General features: G+C 47.5%; 12 protein-coding genes and 2 pseudogenes. 11 read left to right on the plus strand and 3 right to left on the minus strand.

Annotated features, from left to right (window positions below; all coding sequences use genetic code 11):
• Nucleotide 1: 1 nt before the first annotated feature.
• From ABEW34_RS05935 to ABEW34_RS05950, 4 genes are read left to right on the plus strand one after another with little or no spacing between them, the layout of a single operon-like run.
• Nucleotides 2-1,618 carry a hypothetical protein gene (locus ABEW34_RS05935; protein WP_430155879.1) on the plus strand — a complete coding sequence of 539 codons (1,617 nt, stop codon included), beginning with the start codon at nucleotides 2-4 and terminating at the stop codon, nucleotides 1,616-1,618.
• A gap of 10 nt (nucleotides 1,619-1,628) precedes the next feature.
• The gene (locus ABEW34_RS05940; protein ID WP_430155882.1) at nucleotides 1,629-2,879 is read left to right on the plus strand and encodes a glycosyltransferase family 2 protein; all 1,251 of its coding nucleotides are present in this window, start codon (nucleotides 1,629-1,631) and stop codon (nucleotides 2,877-2,879) included.
• Between the two features lie 17 nt (nucleotides 2,880-2,896).
• A complete protein-coding gene (locus ABEW34_RS05945; RefSeq protein ID WP_430155884.1) occupies nucleotides 2,897-4,996 on the plus strand; it encodes a cellulose biosynthesis cyclic di-GMP-binding regulatory protein BcsB in 2,100 nt (699 codons plus the stop codon).
• A complete protein-coding gene (locus tag ABEW34_RS05950; protein WP_430155887.1) occupies nucleotides 4,986-5,840 on the plus strand; it encodes a diguanylate cyclase domain-containing protein in 855 nt (284 codons plus the stop codon). The genes ABEW34_RS05945 and ABEW34_RS05950 overlap by 11 nt, the downstream gene beginning before the upstream one ends.
• Before the next feature lie 280 nt (nucleotides 5,841-6,120).
• On the opposite strand, the gene ABEW34_RS05955 is transcribed toward ABEW34_RS05950, so the two are convergent.
• Genes ABEW34_RS05955 through ABEW34_RS05965 form a run of 3 tightly spaced genes read right to left on the minus strand, consistent with a single transcriptional unit; the run spans nucleotide 6,121 to nucleotide 7,879 of the window.
• On the minus strand, nucleotides 6,121-6,792 hold the full coding sequence (locus tag ABEW34_RS05955; protein WP_430155889.1) for a hypothetical protein: 672 nt from the start codon (nucleotides 6,790-6,792) through the stop codon (nucleotides 6,121-6,123).
• A gap of 27 nt (nucleotides 6,793-6,819) precedes the next feature.
• On the minus strand, nucleotides 6,820-7,626 hold the full coding sequence (locus tag ABEW34_RS05960; protein WP_430155891.1) for a hypothetical protein: 807 nt from the start codon (nucleotides 7,624-7,626) through the stop codon (nucleotides 6,820-6,822).
• 16 nt (nucleotides 7,627-7,642) lie between these two features.
• A complete protein-coding gene (locus ABEW34_RS05965; protein WP_430155893.1) occupies nucleotides 7,643-7,879 on the minus strand; it encodes a hypothetical protein in 237 nt (78 codons plus the stop codon).
• A gap of 709 nt (nucleotides 7,880-8,588) precedes the next feature.
• On the opposite strand from ABEW34_RS05965, the pseudogene ABEW34_RS05970 reads away from it, so the two are divergent.
• The 7 genes and pseudogenes from ABEW34_RS05970 to ABEW34_RS06000 all read left to right on the plus strand — a co-directional run.
• Nucleotides 8,589-8,783: pseudogene (locus ABEW34_RS05970) on the plus strand (hypothetical protein); the annotation flags it as partial.
• Between the two features lie 200 nt (nucleotides 8,784-8,983).
• Nucleotides 8,984-9,078, plus strand: a pseudogene (locus ABEW34_RS05975) (transposase); the annotation flags it as partial.
• Nucleotides 9,079-10,252: 1,174 nt separating this feature from the next.
• Nucleotides 10,253-10,726 (plus strand): GNAT family N-acetyltransferase, encoded by a 474-nt coding sequence (locus ABEW34_RS05980; protein WP_430155895.1) that lies wholly within the window; start codon nucleotides 10,253-10,255, stop codon nucleotides 10,724-10,726.
• A 78-nt stretch (nucleotides 10,727-10,804) separates the two neighbouring features.
• A complete protein-coding gene (locus tag ABEW34_RS05985; protein ID WP_430155898.1) occupies nucleotides 10,805-11,320 on the plus strand; it encodes a phage tail protein in 516 nt (171 codons plus the stop codon).
• Nucleotides 11,321-11,361: 41 nt separating this feature from the next.
• Nucleotides 11,362-11,859: a phage tail protein gene (locus ABEW34_RS05990; RefSeq protein WP_430155901.1), complete on the plus strand. Its 498-nt coding sequence runs from the start codon at nucleotides 11,362-11,364 to the stop codon at nucleotides 11,857-11,859.
• Nucleotides 11,860-11,877: 18 nt separating this feature from the next.
• Complete coding sequence (locus tag ABEW34_RS05995; RefSeq protein WP_430155904.1) at nucleotides 11,878-12,411, plus strand: phage tail protein; 534 nt, start codon at nucleotides 11,878-11,880, stop codon at nucleotides 12,409-12,411.
• A 184-nt stretch (nucleotides 12,412-12,595) separates the two neighbouring features.
• A complete protein-coding gene (locus ABEW34_RS06000; protein ID WP_430155907.1) occupies nucleotides 12,596-18,145 on the plus strand; it encodes a cadherin-like beta sandwich domain-containing protein in 5,550 nt (1,849 codons plus the stop codon).
• The last annotated feature ends 23 nt before the right edge of the window (nucleotides 18,146-18,168 follow it).

Genomic DNA, 18,168 nt, shown 5'->3' on the forward strand with positions numbered 1-18,168 from the left:
GGTGAAAAAAAGCAAATGTAGACAACCATTACCGAAAACGCTATTGAACCTGCTGCTGTTGCTCTGTTTGCTTTATAGCTCTTCCACTTCTTCTCTGGCTGCGGCAGCGGAAAGCCAAACAGAGCCAATCCGCGTGCTGCTGCTCTATGACAGCTTGGCCAAGGACTCGCCAAAGGCTGGCAACGTTGAAGCGCTGCAGCAGCAATTGGCCGCTTTCGGAGCGCAGGTTACACTCCTCTCCGTTGATGGTTATTCAGGCGGCATGCTAGAGCAGTATAGCAAGGTGATTCTGGTGCGCAATGCAGCGGATATGGAGCTGACGAATGCCGCTTTTGTTCAGGATAGGGCAGCCTATCGGGGCGATTATTTTCACATCGGTGAGGAGTTGCCTGCTCCTCAGCAGGAAGCACTGCATATTGCCATTGAACAAACGCAGAGCGAGGAAACGATGCGGCTTGCGATAGGCCCGTTTTCAGATGAGGCGGTGCGTGTGCAAAACACCCCGTACATCGTGCTGGAGCAAACGACAGCAAATCCTTCGGTGAATCTTCAGGCTGAGGCCTACGGAAGCTTCACGCTCAAGCAGAATAGCGGGAAGAACAGCAGCTCCCCTTACGCGGTGAGGAATGAGCATACGGGGTATGTGCCTTATTTTCAGAAGGGGAATTTGAGCGAGCTGGCGATGTCGTATGTGCTGAAGGATTGGCTGGGACTTGCCGAGCCAGGGCAAACCTACTTGCTTTTTAAGGAAATTTACCCGTTTTCGGATTTAACGCTATTGGCCCAAATGGCCGATACTTTATATGATGCGGGCATTCCTTTTGCGATAAGCGTCCAGCCGGTGTTCAGCAATTCGGAGTTTCCGGCGATGCAGCGCTATCTGGAGGCGCTAAAATATGTGCAGTCGCGAAACGGCACTGTGCTGGTCAATGCGCCAGTCGTAGCTTCAACCATTGGTCAAAATGACCAGACGCTGAAAACGAAGATGACCTCGTTCATTGACGTATTAGCGGCTTACGGCATTGCCCCGCTCGGCATGGGGGCAGAAATGTATTGGTCCTACGACAAGGAATACGCGGTGGACGGCATGGGCTTCTTCGATTCGGCGGTGCTGCTGCCTAATCAGAAGCTGATGTACCGCTCGCAGACGAACGTTTCCAAGCCCTTCGACTCATCGCTTTACAGCGTAAGCCCGAGCTATCTTGCCAGCTTTGACCGTGAGGGCAAGGCTTGGGAGCCGCTTCCGATGAATACGGCGTTGACGTATGATTTTGCGGAAAATGAAGCACAGCTGAGCGCCGATCTTACCAGTATTACCGAGAGCTGGATGACCTTTGCGGATTATAAGCAACAAGGCCACGAGGTACGGACAGAGGCGCATATCATCCAATCGAAAGGCGGCCATTTGACGATTAATGGTCAAGCGTTAGCCTTGAATGATGCGCTGCGGCAGGTCAGCTCTGATTTTGAATATGCGGATAAGGGAACGGTAAGCTTTACCACCTTGTTTAATGTGCAAAATAAAGTTTTTATCGTCATTATTATGGTGTCGCTATTCATATTCGGCTTCTTCTTTATGATCGGATACCGACTGTATAGACGCAAATACTTCAAATAAGGAGACAGCTATGACAATCGCAGACATCCTCATGTTGATTGCCGTTATCTGTATTTGGTCGCTCCTGCTCGTCAATGTGGTGCTGATTATCGCTGGCTATTTATTTTATATCCAGAGCGAAGGGAAGCCGGTACCGGAAATCAAGGGGGAGACTCCTTTTGTCACCATTATGGTTCCGGCGCACAATGAGGGCAAGGTCATTACGAAGACAGTAGAGTCGCTGCTTGCGCTTGATTATCCGCATGAACGCTACGAAATTATCGTCATTAACGATAATTCCTCGGATAACAGCGCAACGCTGCTTGCCGAGGTGCAAGCCAGATACGCAGGACGCAATTTAATCGTTATCAACACCGACAAGGTGACAGGCGGCAAGGGCAAGTCAAATGCGCTCAACATTGGCTTCGAGCAGAGCCGCGGCGAGCTTATCGCCATTTATGATGCGGACAATACGCCGGAGCGCACAGCGCTTCGCTATCTGGTCGGCGAAATTACGAATGATGATACGCTGGGCGCGGTCATCGGAAAGTTTCGTACACGCAACCGCGATACGAATCTGCTCACTCGTTTCATTAATATTGAGACGCTGTCCTTCCAATGGATGGCGCAGGCGGGCAGATGGAAGCTGTTCAAGCTTTGCACGATACCCGGCACGAACTTCATTATGTGGCGCCATATCGTCGAGCGAATTGGCGGCTGGGATGTGAAGGCGATTGCCGAGGACACCGAGATCAGCTTCCGCATTTACATGATGGGGTACCGAATCAAGTTTCAGCCGAAGGCCGTCACCTGGGAGCAGGAGCCGCAAACGCTCAAAGTATGGTTCAAGCAGCGAACGCGCTGGGCGAAGGGGAATATTTATGTCATTGTAAAAAATATCCCCTTGCTGTTTGACCGCTCGGCGACGAACATCCGCTTTGATATTTTATATTTTTTATCGATTTATTTTCTGCTTCTCACGTCGCTCGTTATGTCGGACCTGCTGCTCATTCTCCACGCCTTAGGATATGTACATACGACGATTGCCGGGTTCAGCTCCTTTCTCTGGGTGCTGGCGGTCACGCTGTTTATTGTAGGCACTTATATTACGCTAACGACGGAAAAAGGCGAACTAAGGCTGTCCAATGTGTGGATTATTATGCTGATGTACGTATCCTATTGCCAAATGTGGATGGTTGTTGCCGCTTACGGCTTATACACGTACCTCAAGGATTTAGTATTTAAGCGCGAAGCAAAATGGTACAAAACCGAACGTTATTAAAGCTGGAGGAGAGCATCATGAAAAGACGCATATTTATCATTACCTTCATATGCATGGCGCTGCTGCTTGGACAGCTGGGCCAGCTTGGAGCAGCAACAGCAAGCGCAGCAGAGGCGCCGGGTACAGAAAGCTATGAGATTCCCTTCATTACAGCAGATACATCCGTGTCAGGTGTGATGGCGACGCGCCAGGACTTTTTTCAAATACCGTCCTATTGGAATGTGAGCAGCGTCATCGTCAATATGGACTACAAGGTGTCGCAGCTTGCCGACAAGGACCGCTCCAGCGTCACTTTGGCGATTAATGGCGTAGCTTTCTATTCGTTCCGACCGGATCGCACAGTAGAGAAAAAGCAGCGACTGAGCGTGACGATTCCTCGCGAGCTGCTGGCGGAAGGCACAAACACGCTGTCGACAGAAGGAAGCATTCAGACGATCATCAATGATCAAATTTGCTCGCCGGATGAGGAGCGGGACAACTGGCTCCAGCTATACAGCAGCTCCAGCGTGGATGTTCGTTATGTAAGCAAGCCGCTGGACGGCTCCATCCGTGATTTTAATGAGCGCTTTATGAGCCTCGATACAGTCAGCAGAAGCTTGAATACGATAGCAGTGCCGACGCAGGCTTCTGCGAAAGAAATGGAAGCGGCCGTCTATGCGCTGTCTGGCTTTGCCAAGGCAAATACGCTTCAGGACAAGACGATTCCGCTGCTTGCCTTCGACGATGAATATTATGCAGGCAAAAGGCTTGTTACGGCTGTTGCCTTGTATGATCAGCTTCCAAGCGGGCTGAAGACGGCTGTCGGCACACCGGATTTGAACGGTAAAGCGCTGATTCAGCTTGTACGCCAAGGCGAGCAATGGGCGCTCGTTGTAACCGCGAAGGATGAGGCGCTGCTTGTGAAGGCAAGCCGGCTTGTGGCGAATCAGGCACTGATGGGACAGCTCGACAGCGACCGCAAAATCGTCGATGAGAGCACCGATGTATCGACGCCTATGGTAAGCATTAGCCGCAATGTCGTTTTGACCGAAGCAGGCGACGAGCTGAAGGGCCCGCGCCATCAGGAGAAAGCTTATTTTGTGTCGCTGCCAGCCAATCGTTCCATCGCTGACGCAAGCAAGATCAGCCTCGATTTCCGTTATGCGAAAAACCTGGATTTTGACCGTTCGATGGTGACGGTGCTCATCAACAATACGCCAATCGGCAGCAAGAAGCTGACGGAGGAGCTGGCTAATGGAGACTCCATTACATTGCCGATCCCCAAAAACCTGAATATTTCCGGCAACTTCTCCGTCGTTGTCGCCTTTGATCTGGAGCTGAAAAATGCCGTTTGTGTGCAAAATCAGAACCAAATGCCATGGGCTTTCGTTACGAAGGATTCCATGCTCCAATTGAATACGAAGGACCGGACGGAGCTGTTGTTCAACAACTATCCGTATCCCTTTTTACGAGATGGAGCGTTTAATCAGGTAGCGGTTGTACTGCCAAAGGAACGCGATTCCTATACGTACCGTACGGTAGCCAACCTGTTTAACTTGCTCGGTCAATATGCGGAAGGCAATACGGGAGACGTTCTCTTTTATAACGATGATGTCGCTGCTGATGCTTTGAAAGCCCGCAACGTCATCGCGATTGGAACCTTCCAAAGCAACAAGGTGATTCGAGATCATAATGACGCGCTGTACTTCAAATATGATGCGAATGGCGCAGGCCTGCAGTCCAATGAGAAAATAAGCATCGACACCGATTACGGCAAGCGTATCGGGACCTTGCAGCTGATTGATTCCCCGTATGAGGCGGGACATGGCTTGCTCGCTGTTACTGGGGCAGAGTCGGAATATTATTATTTAGCCTCCAAGCTGGTCGCCAGCCAAGGGACGGTATGGAAGGTGTTCGGAGATGGCGTATCGACGGACAAGGACGGCAACATTAACGCATTTCGGTTTAAAAAAGAAGCCGAGCTCGAGCAAGCCTCCGTCATTAGCAATGTGATGGAACGCACCGATGTGCTCAGCTTCGTGATCACGACAGCGCTTGTCATGGTGCTGGTGCTCGTATCGCTGATTTTCCTGGCTCGCAAATATCGCAGAAGACGGGGTGAGCGCGATGAGGCGTAATCAGAGCAGTCTTATTTCCGACAGCGGCTTCCTGCTGCTCATCGTCGTCAGCTTTATTTGTATCGTATTTACAGCGGGAGATCCTGATCGTTATTTGCAAAATGTTATTTTTCTAAATGTGGCTTTTCTGATTGCAATCATTACGTATTTCACGAATGTGACGACAGGGCTGATTCTCAACATCGTATTTATTTTTGGCTTCGGCACCTATACGCTGTATGGAACGCTTGTGGGGGGAGAGGCGGTCAGCAGCGGCAATTATTTCTGGCTCGTCATGACGCCGGTATTCACCTTGGTGACGTGGATGTTCACGCTTGCGGGCAGACAGCTCCAAACGGAAAATGAACAGCTCAAGAAAACGAACAGCCGGCTGGCGACGATGGATGAAAATACGAATCTGCGCAACAGCCGCTCGTTCCAAAATGATGCCGCCGTCTTCATGGCGCTGTCCACACGTTATGAAATTCCGCTCACGCTGCTTGTTGTGAACGTGAAATATTGGGATGAGCTGCGGCGGATGGTCAGTGAGGAACGGATGACGGAAGCGATATTCGAGCTTTCGCAGATGAGCCAGACGAGCATTCGGACGAATGATTCGATTTATATGCTGAGCAAGGATAATCCGACTTGGGGACTGCTGCTGTTCACGGACCGCCAAGGGGCGAACATCGTCATTGAGCGCTTGCGCCATAAAATTCAGGAGTTTAATTCCGCTGAGTTTTCGAATAAATATAAGGTGGAGCTGAGCTTGAAAATCGGGGCGCTGCAATATGAGCCGGAAGCAATCCCGACGCCGCTGGATTTTATTGTGCAGGCGCGGAAGCAGCTGGAGTATGATGTGTAAGCCAGAAGGATAATGGGAAGACGGATGCCGAATGGATAACTTGTACTTTCTCGTCAGATATCCTGCAAACTCATTTTTGAAAACATTGGAAAATAAATAAACTTATGGATGGATCTGTAGAGTTTGTGCAAGCTCAACCAACACAATGTTAGTGATTTTCAGCAATTCTTAAGCAAAAAATACGACAGTCTTTCCCCATGAAATCAGGGGAAAGACTGTCGCCCATTAAATACAAGATATAATTTTAACTTTATGAATGATAAACAAATAACTAATTTACTTATTCAACATTTATTTTTTTTGCAAGTTCAATCAAATAGTCCAAATTTAGAGTTCCCGGAGAGGCAACTGTATAGAATTTTTCGTCTGTTATAAGATGAACTTGTTTACGGTTAGAAGCATTTTCGATTACTGCATGATGTCCATTCAACTTTATAACTTTAACATCATTAGCATTATACCAGGATTTAGTATCTTCAATTGCGGCCTGCTCGTCACCAAAGGCATTAGTAGACTGAGAGATTAAAACCTCATGCTTCCCATCCTGAAGTTGATAAATGGCAAGAACCGTATCACCATGCCCTGTCCGCTCTGCCCGGATATCAACTAATTGAGAAATCGAGTTATCCGTGGTTTGACTAGTACTAGCCAGACTGCGGGAAGATTTGCTTCCCGCCAAGTCAAGTGGAATGTCAATTTGCTCTGTTATATTGGAAATATCTATTCGTGAATTATCAGACTGGTCGTTAAGTGCGGGTGCTAATATTTCATCTTGTGCAACCAAAGAAAACTTTTGAATACCGGTTGCGTTATTTGAATTCGAATCATTTACAACAGTATTTCTGCTGTCTACCTGTTTGAAAATCTTAGTAGTATCAATAGCAGCATAAGCAGAACCGCCCAATGTCAAAGTAAGCACCGAGGTTAAAATAATTACTGTTTTCTTATTCATATCGTGTGTCCTCCTATAAATAAATTTTTAATTAATAACCCCAGATGATACAACATTACCGTTAGATCTGTACCTTAAATAATACTCTACCTCAGAACTTCCAGCGCCATTTGTGGATAAACGATAAAAGGTTTCGTATGTGGTGCTTTCGGGATTTCGGTTCCGGAAAATCACAGGAAGTTGTGTATCTGCTGCAACCGTCTTTTCGACAATTGGAGCAGCTCCGTACAAAATTTCGCCTTGGTCATTGTATTGCTGTTTTTCTCTTAGTTTAGCAACCATCTCATCAACAATTGGAGTGTTTGGATTTAAAGATTTTGTGATTTCTCCAGAGGGCATTTCACTTACCAGCATATCAACATCATTAATTCTTACTAATTTGGTCTTTTCAGATGTTTCGGATAGTGATGGATCGAAGGCAGAAGTGTCCCCGCCTCCACCAATAAAATTAAATGAGTTATTTTCTAAACCAATCGTTATCATCGTCTTAGGAACTCCGTCTAACGTAACAATAAAGCTCCATTGATCGAGTGGTTTAATAACATCTGAAATTTTTGTTGAACTGCTCTCTGCTAGTTTTTCTTGATCAATTCCCCAAACTTGAAAACCTTCACCCAATTTTGTTGATTTAATTTCTTCTGCGTTCTTAAAGTCATACTTCCAATAGCTTTGCGATATCATTTCTTGAAAATTCAATAGTTCTTTTTCAGCAGCAGCAACAATTTCAGGAGAGATTTCACCTTTAGAATATTCCTCAGCAGCAGCGAATACCGACATAGATGAAATGATAAATACAAAACCAAATACTAAACATAGTTTCATGAATTTTTTCATTTTAATTCCTCCTATCTTATACACCATAAGCCCACATATCTTTGCGGCCTTCAATCCACGTTCGATCTCCAAGGCCGCCATTAAAGTTATTATAAGTTAAAATTTTGTGAGATCCTGTAGCAGGATCCATATACTCAACGATGTTATTTTCATTAGAATCGACGTAATAGCCATCAATACCAACAATGTGCCCGACACTTCCTACACTCCACATCCAGTCAATAACAATATATTCTTCCCGAAATATCAGCACACCCTGTGGTTCCCTTTACATTAGTAACAAATCCGCATTGTGAGGTCGCCGTGTCACCATAATATCGTAAAATACTATTTGCAACAGCTGACCAGCACCAGAGTGATTTAGCTTGTTGCACATTAGGAATACCTAGACTTGCAGCAAATGAAACAGAGAAAGTAATTGGAGTAATAAAATCGCTTTTTTAAATGAGTTCTTGAACTTTGGATGCGTAATTTCTGACGTGAGGAATAGTGAAACAAGTGATATCACAATGCCTTCATAATGTATAGACTTCATTGGAATCTAAAAAGTTTCTTAATTTGGAAAAAAATAATAAGTGGTTAAATTAGTGAGGGTTAAGGGTAATCTGTTCCCAAATTATGAATTTTTATGGTGTGCCTTCTTGAATTGAGCATGTATGCAAACAATAAAAAACGTTCTAAATTAAAGGTGTGAAGGAAAGGTGTGAAATACGAAGTGATTAATGGGGCAAAATGAAATGATCTTTTCCATGAAAACCTTTTTTTTGTATATTTTAAAGGCGGAAAATATATATATTTGGCGAAAAATAAATAGATCCATACGATAGTAAAAGAGCTGAATGAAATAAAATCCAGTATAATAGTCTTCAATCATTAAAATATTGGAGACGAAGAAATGAGCATACGAGTGAGTGTGACAGAAGAACAGAAAGCAGCGCTACCTTGTATACTACAGAAAAGCTTACCAGAAACAAGGCGTGTTGGGTCTCCATATCGGACATCCACCCGGACGGAAGCGCTTGTTGACGGCTGAGCAAGAGCAACAGGTGTATGAAGTCGTAACGAATCAGACGCCTGCGGATCAAGGATTTCCTGCCCGAATGAACTGGACTTCTCCACTCGTTCGAAAATGGATCGAACAAACGTGGGAGATTCGGTGTTCGGATCGAGGGACGGGAGATTTGCTGTTTCTTTGGCGGTGTACTGTTCTTCTTGCACTCAAAATACTTCGCCAGATTCAAAATTTAGCGTTCCGATCAGCTTCGCTCCCTAATGCTTACCGTAGGTGGGAATGATTTTTGCTGACCCTTGGGATACCAGATACGAGAGATCGCTTGGTAATCCCGAATCATAGACTCATGCTAATCTCATCCAGCCTTTTTTAAAGGAAAATCAAGCTAACTCACCTTTGTATACTTGCCACCGTATAGTCAGAATTTGAATATGGTTGAAGAATGATGTTCTTCAGCTCAAACTCTAGCAGCAAATATATCTTATGGTACCTAACCAGATGAAGACAACCCTGGTCATACATCTAATGGGAAGATTATGAATCGTCCTCATTTTCACGCCACTGTATTAGGTATACGAACTGGCGGCCACCCCTTCTGGTAATAACTACGTTAATAAATAATTTCAAACCCAGTGCTAGAGTTGCGCACTGGCTTCACTCATCGGAGGTGGAATGAATTTTGTGTTACTTTCTACATATTGCAACAAATGATAAAATACCCTCAAGCACATTAACTCATTACCAACAAAAACATGATATCCATATAGACCAAATTAATGAATATCTCAATGTTACTGTACCTCAACATTATTACCTCATACACAGACAGTGTTCTTGTGACTTTATTAGAGAGATTAATAACAGTTATAATGAACTCTCGATATTATTTAAAGGTCTTCTTTCTAAGCCATTTGATATGATCCTTCTAGATGCAACTATAACTCCAGATACTAATACGCATCTTAGTGAGATTATTACAAAAAGACAGATAACAGAATCAGTAAGTCTGAATGATTTTTTGATAAATTACCCAACTAGATTAACGGTTTCGAAATTTTATACAATCATTTAATCAGAGTCTATGCCATATTAATATATTCTCCCTTTCGTATGATGAGATCAACCATTTTTATCTGGTTGGTCCTTTTTGTTCTAACATACTTTTTCATCCTACTAGTAATACAACGGCTTGCTTGTGATTTGGCACTTGAATAATGCCTGATCTCAGTTTTTCCTTCGCTTCATCATCATAAGGATAGAGCACCATATGTAAGAACCAGTTCGAGCTGCGGGAGATCGGCATTGTAACGCTGCATTTTGCCAGTAGTCGCTACGCGGCGTATCTTGGTCTACGTTGTGACGCGGTAACAAAGGGCAAGGCCTTCAATGATCCAATCCTCATCAACGAAGCGCGTTCATTCTACTAGAGATCAAGGCCCTTTTTTATATTTTTATGAGGCCCTGCTTTCGTAATTCAGGTGGAAGTTAAATTCAAAATCAATTGAAGTTAAATTTAAAATAAAATGTCGAATATGGAGGAGGATTGTAAATTTAGATGTGGAATAGTTGATTATGGAAATCACTTTTTTCGGTTGATTTAGGAGGGGATATCAGTTGCTTACAGGCAAGCTTCATATGGCGCAGGCAGAGGAGAAGCATCATTCATTTCTATATCGTGTTTATGCGAGTACCCGCGAGGAAGAAGTAGAAGCATGGGGCTGGGAGGAATCTTTTCAGCAGGCCTTTCTGCGCATGCAATATGATCTGCAGAAGCGCTCCTATGAGGCACAGTATCCAGGTGCGGAGAACTATATAGTAATGAAGGATGATTTCCAAATCGGAGTTTGCATGCTTGTTCGCAAGGCAGATAGAATGATACTCGTTAATGTGGCACTGCTGCCAGCTTTCCGCAATTCTGGTTATGGCACGCACTTGCTTCAGGAGCTTCAGGAAGAAGCGGCTGAGAAAAAGCAGCCTATTCAACTACATGTGATGCAGGGCAATGAGGCGCTCCGTTTATACGAAAGACTAGGGTTCCACATGGTAGAGGAGCAAGGCATGCATATGTTGATGGAATGGAAGCCATAGACTCCTAAGACAGGACAGGCCTCCGGCTCAACTATTGTTTTCAACAGCTTTATATGATCAATCGGAGGGGATTATAAAATGAGCGAGGCTTTTATTGGTGAAATTCGCATGTTCGCTGGTAATTATGCTCCACAGGGCTGGGCGAAATGTGAAGGCCAAATTTTATCTATATCAGAGAATGAAACGTTATATATGCTATTAGGGACTACCTACGGTGGTGATGGCATGTCGACCTTTGGACTACCGGACTTGAGAGGTAGGCTTCCCATCCATAAAGCGAACAATTATCCCTTAGGCATGAAGGCAGGGTCAGAAAGCGTTACGCTCCTAACTAACCAGCTGCCTTTCCACACTCACGTCCCCATTGCAACACAAACTGCAGGCAGTGCCTCTTCTCCTCAAAATAATACCTGGGCGAAAGCAGCCGTATATTCCACAGGTCTTGATAGCAGCAACAATCCACTTCCACAGGCTCCTATGAATAACAACAATCTTTCTTCCTTCGGTGGCAGTCAGCCCCATAACAATATGATGCCTTCCTTGACCGTTTCTTTTATTATTGCACTTGTTGGGATCTTTCCACCCCAGTCTTAGTTGTTTTATAGATTTAATTCTTTTTATATAGGAGGTTGAAAATGAATCCATTTGTTGGCGAAATTAGAGTGTTCCCATTTGGTTTTACACCGAAAGGCTGGGCTCCATGCAATGGGCAATTATTGCAGATATCGACAAACACAGCGTTGTTTTCGATTCTTGGCACGTATTATGGCGGGAATGGGAGGGATAATTTTGCGCTTCCGAATTTACAAGGACGGGTTCCCGTTCATGTCGGACAGAATATTCCACTTGGCAGTGTGGCAGGAGAGGAAAATCATACCTTAACGGTAAACGAGATGCCGATGCATACGCACCAGCTTGCTGCTTCCTCGGAAACGGCTGATCAAATATCTCCAGCGGGGAATGCTTGGGCAGACACACCTTATACGCCTTATGCGCCTCCTTCTGCGAACGTCACTATGAATGCAGGGGCTATTGCCACGGCAGGTGGCAGTCAGCCGCATAACAATATGCAGCCATTTTTGGCGCTGAATTTTTGTATCGCTATTTCTGGAATATACCCACCAAGAGGTTAAAGGAGGCAGCCTTATCATATGGATGCATTTACAGGGGAAATACGCATTTTTGCGGGGAGTTATCCACCGAATAACTGGGCATTGTGTAACGGAGCGGAGCTGCAAATTAGATCCAATACGGTTCTGTTCTCTATTATCGGCACGCAATATGGCGGAAATGGAACAACAACCTTTGCATTGCCTAATTTAATGGAGATGGCCCCTATGGGACAGGGAGCAGGCCCTGGACTTACGCCGACAACGGTAGGCGAGCAGGGTGGAAACGCCAAAGTAACGCTGCTTTCTACTGAAATTCCTGCCCATACACATGCTGCTAACGGAATTGCGGTGGAGCAAAACTCTGATGATCCAACCAATCATTATTGGGCGGAGACGAAGGCATCAGGACGGCCAGCCGTTCAGCGGCCGCTATATAAAGCCGCAAATAATACGCAAATGAATCCACTAGCGCTTACTCCAGCAGGCGGCAGCCAGCCACATAACAATATGCAGCCGTATTTGGCAATGAATTTCATAATATGCCTTTATGGAGAATATCCTCCAAGAGGATAGAGGAAGCACAGGCTGATTGAGATGGGATAGTGATGGAAGTCTCTCTTTTGAAAAAAAGAGTGATTACTTGTGGCGGGTGCAGGAGATCTCGGCAGATGCCAGATAGAGCACCCGCTTTTTGAATGGAAGAGTGCAGTTTGTGAAAAATGTGAAGATTTCTATTAGAACAAGGGGAGATGCAGTTATGAGGCATCATTTAGTGGGGCAGAAGGATGGCAAAGTTACGATGAAGCGAGGAGAGTCTGGCAGCCCGATCAAACGAGTTGCCGTTTTACTGCTTGTGCTTGCCGTTATGCTTAATCTGCTTCCGGCAAGTCTGAATGCAGCTGCGGGAACAGCAGATGGCACTTATCATTTTGGTGATAGTTTAGGGGCAAATGATTCAGGCGGACCGGGATTCAAGAAGCAGGGAGATAAGTTTGTTGTAACGAATGGCTTTGCACAGGATGGAACCTCTTTATGGTCAGAGCATTTGCAGAGTCCGAATACCTCTGGAGAACTCGTCATTAAAGCAGAAGGGCAGAACGTGCTGGACAACTTTACCTTTCAGAATTTAGGTATCAGCGCATATTCAGACTTGGTGAACCCTAGGCTTGATCAGCTTACGGTCACATTAAAGGATGCTGGAGGTGCAGTAATTGCTACGCATTCAAGCGCAGGGTCAGTTAACCTGTATGAAAACGGAGTCAACCAGAAATTTCAAATATCAACTTTATTGGGCAATGGAACCTCGTACAACTACTCCAATGTTGTTTCTGTAACGCTTCAGTGGCGCTTTTCAAATTCCTTAGCGCCATCCAACTTGAATATTGATGACATCACGCTGACGAATATGATCAGCCCTATACCTCAGGACACACCAACGTTTAATCCGGCGGCAGGGGCAGTCGCGTTTGGGACAGAGCTGGAAATTATATCGGCAGGAGCCGAGCATATTTACTACACGACAGATGGTAGTACGCCAGCGACAGCGGTAGGCGGTTCGACGCTGGAATATAATGCGTCAGCGAAGCCTGCAATTAGTGGAGCAATGACCGTGAAGGCGATTGCGACGAAGACAGGCAAGCTGGTCAGTACTGTAGGCATCGCGAGCTATACGCAGGCAGCGACAGCGAATTTGACGGGACTCGCGCTAAGCGGTAGTCCGAGCGGTTTTGTGTTTGCTGGCGGGACTTACGCGTATAACGGCGTGACGGTAGCGAACGGAGTTGCTAGCGTGACGGTAACGCCAAGCGGAGCAGGAACGCTTACCGTAGACGGGACGACGGTAGCAAGCGGGGCAGCCTCGGCGGGGATTACGCTAACGCCAGGTGTAGAGCGCACGATTACCGTTGTGGCAACAGAAACGGGAAAAAGTGCAAAGACTTATGTGATTAAAGTGACGCGCGAGCAGGCAACTCAGGTCACGCCGACGTTTAATCCAGCAGCGGGAGCAGTCGCTTTCGGTACGGAGCTGGAGATTATATCGGCAGGAGCCGATCATATCTACTATACGACGGATGGAAGCACGCCAGCGACAGTGATAGGCGGTTCGACGCTGGAGTATAATGCGATGGCGAAGCCAGTCATAAATGCAGCAATGACGGTAAAAGCGATTGCGACGAAGACAAACAATCTGGATAGTGCAGTGGCGAGTGCCAGCTATACGCAGGCGGCGACAGCGGATTTGACGGACGTTGAGCTAAGCGGTGCGCCGAGCGGTTTTGTGTTTGCAGGCGGGACGTATGCGTATAACGGGGTGACTGTCGCGAATGGTGTGGCGAGTGTAACGGTGACGCCAAGCGGAGCGGGAACGCTGACCGTAGACGGAACGACGGTAGCGAGCGGGGCAGCCTCGGCGGGTATCACACTAACGCCGGGAGTGGAGCGCACGATTACCGTTGTAGCAACAGAAACGGGAAAAAGTGCAAAAATGTATGTGATTAAAGTGACGCGCGAGCAGGTAGCGCAGGAAACGCCGACGTTTAATCCAGCAGCGGGAGCAGTCGCTTTCGGTACGGAGCTGGAGATGGTATCAGCAGGTGCTGATCACATCTACTACACGACGGATGGAAGCACGCCAGCGACAGCGGTGGGCGGTTCGACGCTGGAGTATAATGCGGCGGCGAAGCCAGTCATAAATGCAGCAATGACGGTAAAAGCGATTGCGACGAAGTCAAACAATCTGAATAGTGCAGTGGCGAGTGCCAGCTATACGCAGGCGACGACAGCGGATTTGACGGACGTTGAGCTAAGCGGTACGCCGAGCGGTTTTGCTTTTGCCGGTGGCACGTATGCGTATAACGGGGTGACTGTCGCGAATAGCGTCGCGAGCGTAACGGTGACGCCAAGCGGAGCGGGAACGCTGACCGTGGACGGAACGACGGTAGCGAGCGGAGCAGCCTCGGCGGGCATTACGCTAACGCCGGGAGTGGAGCGCACGATTACCGTTATAGCAACAGAAACGGGAAAAAGTGCAAAAACGTATGTGATTAAAGTGACGCGTGAGCAGGTAGCGCAGGAAACACCGACGTTTAATCCAGCAGCGGGAGCAGTCGCTTTCGGTACGGAGCTGGAGATTGTATCGGCAGGTGCTGATCACATCTACTACACGACGGATGGAAGCACGCCAGCGACAGCGGTAGGCGGTTCGACGCTGGAGTATAATGCGGCGGCGAAGCCAGTCATAAGTGCAGCAATGACGGTAAAAGCGATTGCGACGAAGACAAACAATCTGGATAGTGCAGTGGCGAGTGCCAGCTATACGCAGGCGGCGACAGCGGATTTGACGGACGTTGAGCTAAGCGGTACGCCGAGCGGTTTTGCTTTTGCAGGCGGGACGTATGCGTATAACGGCGTGACGGTAGACAATAGCGTCGCGAGTGTAACGGTGACGCCGAGCGGAGCAGGAACGCTGACCGTGGACGGAACGACGGTAGCGAGCGGAGCAGCCTCGGCGGGCATTACGCTAACGCCGGGAGTGGAGCGCACGATTACCGTTGTAGCAACAGAAACGGGAAAAAGTGCAAAGACTTATGTCATTAAAGTGACGCGCGAGCAGGTAGCGCAGGAAACGCCAACGTTTAATCCAGCAGCAGGAGAAGTCGCTTTCGGTACGGAGCTGGAGATTGTATCGGCAGGAGCCGATCATATCTACTATACGACGGATGGAAGCACGCCAGCGACAGCGGTAGGCGGTTCAACACTGGAGTATAATGCGGCGGCGAAGCCAGTCATAAATGCAGCAATGACGGTAAATGCGATTGCGACGAAGACAGACAATCTGGATAGTGCAGTGGCGAGTGCAAGCTATACGCAGGCGGCGACAGCGGATTTGACGGACGTTGAGCTAAGCGGTGCGCCGAGCGGTTTTGCTTTTGCAGGCGGGACGTATGCGTATAACGGCGTGACGGTAGACAATAGCGTCGCGAGCGTAACGGTGACGCCAAGCGGAGCAGGAACGCTGACCGTGGACGGAGCGACGGTAGCGAGCGGAGCAGCCTCGGCGGGCATTTTGCTAACGCCGGGAGTGGAGCGCACGATTACCGTTGTGGCAACAGAAACGGGAAAAAGTGCAAAAACGTATGTGATTAAAGTGACGCGCGAGCAGGTAGCGCAGGAAACGCCGACGTTTAATCCAGCAGCGGGAGCAGTCGCTTTCGGTACAGAGCTGGAGATTGTATCGGCAGGAGCCGATCATATCTACTACACGACGGATGGAAGCATGCCAGCGACAGCGGTAGGCGGTTCGACGCTGGAGTATAATGCGGCGGCGAAGCCAGTCATAAATGCAGCAATGACGGTAAAAGCGATTGCGACGAAGGCAGACAATCTGGATAGTGCGATTGCGAGCGCCAGCTACACGCAAGCAGAGGTATCAGACCTCACTAGCCTTGTTTTGAGCGGCTCGCCAAGCGGTTTTGTTTTTGCCAGCGGCACGTATGATTATAGCGGATTGACAGTTCCGTATAGTGTCTCGACTATAACCGTGACGCCAAGCGGAGCCGGAACGATTAAAGTGGATGGCGCGACGATAGCCAGCGGAATGGATTCTTCCCCAATTAGTCTGAATGCTGATATTGAGCAGACGATCACGATCGTTGTAGAAGAAGCAGGGAAGCTGTCTAAAACCTATACGGTGAAGGTGACGCGCCTAAATATTCAAGTTCCTGGCACATCTACGGCTATCACAGCTGCTCCCGGCAATGCACAAGCAGTCGTTAGCTTTACTGCCCCTGTCGACAATGGGGGGAGCCCAGTGAAAGGGTATGAAGTGACAGCGATGCCAGGGAATATTACAGTTTCTGGTGTTAGCAGCCCAATAACGGTGACGGGACTCACGAACGGAACCACTTATACGTTCACCGTAAAAGCACTTAATATTGCGGGCAGCAGCGCCTCGTCTGCTGAGTCTAATGCGGTAACACCGACTGCTCCTTCGAGTGGAGGAAGCAGCGGAGGAAGCGGCGGAGGAAGCACGAGCAATCCAAGTACGCCAACGACTACTGGTGTTAATGTCTTAATAAATGGAACCATATACAACATAGGCTCGACTACAACTACAATGGTCAACAATCAAAGTGTAACGACATTGACCGTGAATCAGGCAGCGCTAAAGAGCAGGCTTGCGGATGAAGCAAGCGGAGTTGTCGTTACGTTTCCTGTGGATATCAAATCGGGTTCGTTGATCGTGAAGCTTAATGGGGATAATGTGAGGGCGCTGGAGCAAAAACAAGCCGTTGTCAAAATTCAAACGGGAAGCGCCACTTATACGCTGTCTGTAGAACAAATTGCAGGTTCATCTGTTATACGTGAGTTGCTGCAGCAGACAGGGCTGGATCAATTGGAGTTTCAAATTGAGTTGGCAGCGCTAACTCCAAGCAGGCTGCAGGAAGTGAAAACAGCCGCTGCAAAGGGTGGCTTTGAGCTTATTGGAGAGCCATTTGAGTTTACAGTCAAGGTTGTAAATGGAACAACACGGCAGGAGATTGCGAAATTCAATACTTATGTAGAGCGCGAAATAGCGATTCCGAGCACCGTTGATCCACAGCGAATTACAACAGCGATTGTAATTGAGGCAGATGGCAGCATCCGCCATGTTCCAACTAAGATCGTACAGGCGAACGGCAGTTATTGGGCGAAAATATATAGCCTGACTAACAGCACATATGCTTTGGTCTGGAATCCAGTAGAGTTCCAAGATGCTGCTGGCCATTGGGCGCAGCAGGCAATCAATGATATGGGCTCCCGGATGGTCATCAGCGGGGTGGGTGGCGATCGTTTTAATCCAAATGCATCGATTACCCGTGCTGAATTTGCAGCTATTATGGTAAGGGGTCTGGGATTGAAGCTGGAGACCGGAGCATCTGGATTCTCTGATGTGCAGGCCAGCGCTTGGTATAATCAGGCGATTCAAACGGCCGTTGCCTACAAGCTGATCAACGGTTTTGAAGACGGAACCTTCCGGCCTAATGAGCCCATAACCCGCGAACAAGCGACGATCATTATCGCTAAAGCAATGGCCATCACTGGACTAAAAGCGGGATTGCCAGAAGGAAATGCAGACGATATATTACGGCCTTATGCCGATGCGAATGAAGCGGCAGCATGGGCAAGAAGCAGTCTTGCGGACAGCTTGCAGGGTGGAATTCTTTCAGGCAGGTCGGGTATGCAGCTGGCCCCTAAAGCTGTTATCACCAGAGCTGAAATTGCAGTAATGGTGCAGAGGCTGCTTGTTAATTCAAAGCTGATTTAAAAGATTGAAGCATGGAACAGCCC

The sequence above is a fragment of the Paenibacillus algorifonticola genome (genome assembly GCF_050481745.1).
In the GTDB taxonomy this organism is placed as follows: Bacteria; Bacillota; Bacilli; order Paenibacillales; family Paenibacillaceae; genus Pristimantibacillus; species Pristimantibacillus algorifonticola_A.

Bases quoted from the DNA above. Each gene is read 5' to 3' on its own strand.
- ABEW34_RS05940 (WP_430155882.1), top strand. From the start codon at position 1,629: ATGACAATCGCAGACATCCTCATGTTGATTGCCGTTATCTGTATTTGG.
- ABEW34_RS05945 (WP_430155884.1), top strand. From the start codon at position 2,897: ATGAAAAGACGCATATTTATCATTACCTTCATATGCATGGCGCTGCTG.
- ABEW34_RS05950 (WP_430155887.1), top strand. From the start codon at position 4,986: ATGAGGCGTAATCAGAGCAGTCTTATTTCCGACAGCGGCTTCCTGCTG.
- ABEW34_RS05955 (WP_430155889.1), bottom strand. From the start codon at position 6,792: ATGAATAAGAAAACAGTAATTATTTTAACCTCGGTGCTTACTTTGACA.
- ABEW34_RS05960 (WP_430155891.1), bottom strand. From the start codon at position 7,626: ATGAAAAAATTCATGAAACTATGTTTAGTATTTGGTTTTGTATTTATC.
- ABEW34_RS05985 (WP_430155898.1), top strand. From the start codon at position 10,805: ATGAGCGAGGCTTTTATTGGTGAAATTCGCATGTTCGCTGGTAATTAT.
- ABEW34_RS05990 (WP_430155901.1), top strand. From the start codon at position 11,362: ATGAATCCATTTGTTGGCGAAATTAGAGTGTTCCCATTTGGTTTTACA.
- ABEW34_RS05995 (WP_430155904.1), top strand. From the start codon at position 11,878: ATGGATGCATTTACAGGGGAAATACGCATTTTTGCGGGGAGTTATCCA.
- ABEW34_RS06000 (WP_430155907.1), top strand. From the start codon at position 12,596: ATGAGGCATCATTTAGTGGGGCAGAAGGATGGCAAAGTTACGATGAAG.